This is a genomic window from Barnesiella sp. CU968, assembly GCF_905219685.1.
Taxonomy (GTDB): Bacteria; Bacteroidota; Bacteroidia; order Bacteroidales; family Muribaculaceae; genus Lepagella; species Lepagella muris_A.
Window position 1 is genome coordinate 1 of sequence record NZ_CAJMXD010000344.1, and the last position, 3,118, is coordinate 3,118.

The 3,118-nt window shown below is 42.5% G+C and carries 1 protein-coding gene and 2 pseudogenes; 1 reads left to right on the forward strand and 2 read right to left on the reverse strand.

Going from position 1 to position 3,118, the window contains the following annotated elements:
* Positions 1 to 35: 35 nt before the first annotated feature.
* Positions 36 to 377 (reverse strand): annotated as a pseudogene (locus JX312_RS11200) (cupin domain-containing protein); the annotation flags it as partial.
* 211 nt (positions 378 to 588) lie between these two features.
* Here JX312_RS11200 and JX312_RS11205 point away from each other — a divergent pair.
* Positions 589 to 1,482 (forward strand): AraC family transcriptional regulator, encoded by an 894-nt coding sequence (locus JX312_RS11205; RefSeq protein ID WP_204458058.1) that lies wholly within the window; start codon positions 589 to 591, stop codon positions 1,480 to 1,482.
* A 209-nt stretch (positions 1,483 to 1,691) separates the two neighbouring features.
* On the opposite strand, the pseudogene JX312_RS11210 reads toward JX312_RS11205, so the two are convergent.
* Positions 1,692 to 2,951, reverse strand: a pseudogene (locus JX312_RS11210) (malic enzyme-like NAD(P)-binding protein); the annotation flags it as partial.
* Positions 2,952 to 3,118: the final 167 nt, after the last annotated feature.

Sequence of the window (3,118 nt, forward strand, 5' to 3'; positions counted from 1 at the left end):
ATTAAGTCTCGAACGTCAAAAATTTGTAGGGCTATTCAGAACGAAATTTTTGCACTTCGTTCTTGAATGTTGACTGATACAGGTTCCAGCCAGATGTTCTCAACACGGTATTTTGCCGCACCATGCCAGTGTTTGACATTGGCGGGGATATGGATTACAGTGCCGGGGAGTATCTCGACAGCAGGTTTGCCTTCTTCCTGATACCATCCGCGTCCGGCTACGCCGACAAGCATCTGACCACCTCCGTTATCAGCTTTATGGATATGCCAATTGTTGCGGCATCCCGGCTCGAATGTCACATTGGCAAACGAAACCTGAGCTTCTGAAATCTGTGCAAGATAGCTGTTGCCTATGAAATACTTGGCGTATGTCGTATTTTCTGACAATACAATCTTACTTTCCATAAATCTTAAAAATAGTTCAGGTGCAAAATTAGTCATTACCGCAATTATGTATGTGCTCTAATTTTATGATGTCATACCAATATTTTAGTGCATAATGCCATCTTTTTCGAAATATATCCTTATTTTTGCAGCACAACACTTTCTTGACTAATTTTTTAACGGTTTTTTATTACAATACCATATCATGCCAAAGATTCTCAAAGTAAACACCCCGTCAGACTACAGCCGGTACCTCGGTCATACAGACAGGCATCCTCTTGTATCTGTAATAGAATATTCACGGATTTCTCCGATACGACATAGCCTGAACAGTTATGGTGTTTATGGAATCTTTCTTCAGGACAACAATAATCTTGACCTTGTATATGGATGTGGTAAATATGACTATAAGGATGGCTCGCTAATATGTGTGGCACCCGGTCAGATCGGAGGCAAAGAGGATAATGGAGAGTTTGTGTCTATTGGTGGATGGGCAATGCTTTTCCATCCTGATCTTTTGAGGGGCACAAGCCTTCAGGATGAAATCAAGAAGTATTCCTTTTTCGATTATAGAATAAAAGAGGCGTTGCATATGAATAATGTCGAACACCGGACCATCGTCTCGATATTCCATAAAATGGAGGAAGAAATCGACAGACCGGGAGATGATTTCCAGAATGACATTCTTGTGGGATATATCTCTCTTTTGCTAAAGTTCTGCAATAGATTTTACAATCGACAGTTCATGACACGTAAACTGACAAATGCAGATATTCTTACAAAGTTCGAGGAACTGTTGAGAATGTATTATGCAGATAACCGTCAGACTACAGAAGGCATACCCACTGTCAACTTCTGCGCCGAACAGCTGTGCATGTCTCCAAGCTATTTCAGTGACTTGATAAAAAAAACCACAGGTGAAAACGCAAGTTCAATAATACGGCAGTTCGTGGTTCGCCACATCAAAAACGAACTCGCTTCCGGTTTATCTGTATCGGAAGTGGCTTATATATCAGGCTTCGAGTATCCTCAGCATTTAAGCAGGATGTTTAAGAAAGCCACCGGTATGACACCCAAAGAATACCTCGAATCACTATAAGAAACGGCTGTATTTGTAAGTATTGAAAATTAGTTTATAATAAGTAAATGCAGTGCTTATTTAAATTTCCAACACTTACTTTTCAAAAAAACGAAATGACAGACTGCCATCTCGTTAGAACGCGTTCCTTAAAATTCCTGCGATACCGGAATTTTAAGGAACGCTCTAATCCACATGCTGAATAAGTGTCACGCTTTCGCAACTGTCTGCATTCTTTTTTTCAGCTCCTTTCCATAAGCATCCCAATCGGCAATCGGCATACGTGCCACTCCTGAATCCATTGCAGCCTTGGCAACTGCAGGGGCTACACAATAGAGAAGCCTTGTATCAAACGGTTTCGGAAGGATATAATCCTTTCCAAATGAAAAGTCTTCTCCTCCGTAAGCGGCTTTAACCTCTTCGGTAACATTCTCTCTGGCAAGCGCAGCTATAGCCTTGCATGCCTCAATCTTCATCTCTTCGTTTATCTCGGAAGCTCTGCTGTCTAACGCACCTCGGAATATATAAGGGAAACCGAGCACATTGTTTACCTGATTCGGATAATCGCTGCGTCCTGTTGCCATTACAAGATCTGACCGTGTTGACTTGGCAAGTTCGTAGGATATTTCGGGTTCCGGATTAGCAAGCGCGAAAACAACAGGATTCGGTGCCATAGAGTTCAGCATGACCGGAGTCAGCACATTCGCCACGCTGAGACCGACAAACACATCTGCATCGATGATAGCCTCCGAAAGCGTATGCAGATCACGGGCAGTGGCGAACTCCCTCTTCTGTACATTTATATCCTGCCGGTCATCACGAATCACTCCTTTCGAATCACACATGACAAGATTCTCACGTTTCACTCCAAGTCTTATATATAATCTTGCACAGCTTATAGCCGCAGACCCGGCACCGTTTATCACAAGTTTTATATCCTCAAGACGTTTCTTCTGCACTTCCACAGCGTTGATCAAAGCCGCACCGGAGATAATTGCTGTGCCGTGCTGGTCATCATGCATGACCGGAATATCACACTCTTTTTTAAGACGCTCTTCAATCCTGAAACATTCCGGTGCCTTGATGTCCTCAAGGTTGATACCACCGAATGTAGGACTTATCGCCTTTACTATTTCCACGAGTTTATCCGGATCTTTTTCATCTATTTCGATGTCAAAAGAATCAATCCCTGCAAAAATCTTGAAAAGAAGTGACTTTCCTTCCATCACCGGCTTTCCTGCCAAAGCGCCTATATCACCAAGACCAAGAACCGCCGTGCCATTGGAAATGACTGCGACCTGATTCCCCTTGCCTGTATATTTATATGCCATACCGGATTCGCGCTCTATCTCCTTGCAAGGATATGCGACACCTGGTGAATACGCCAGAGAAAGGTCATGTTGGTTGGCATAGGGCTTGGTTGGAACAACCTCAATTTTACCGGGAGTCCACGCCTCATGATACGCGAGAGCTTCCTCCTTTAAGTTCATTTTGTCTGTTTTTGACATATCGGGAATATCATTAGTTTTAATATATAACAATCTATTTCAAATCTGTTCAAATTCAACCTCTGAAAATTAGAAGCGGCTTCACTAGTGTCTCTTAAAAAGTGTTAATCAAATTCGAGGTCAAGAGTTGGATGGCAATTTGCTATTTG

Excerpts from the sequence above, each read along its gene's own strand:
- JX312_RS11205 (WP_204458058.1), top strand. The coding sequence starts at position 589 with ATGCCAAAGATTCTCAAAGTAAACACCCCGTCAGACTACAGCCGGTAC.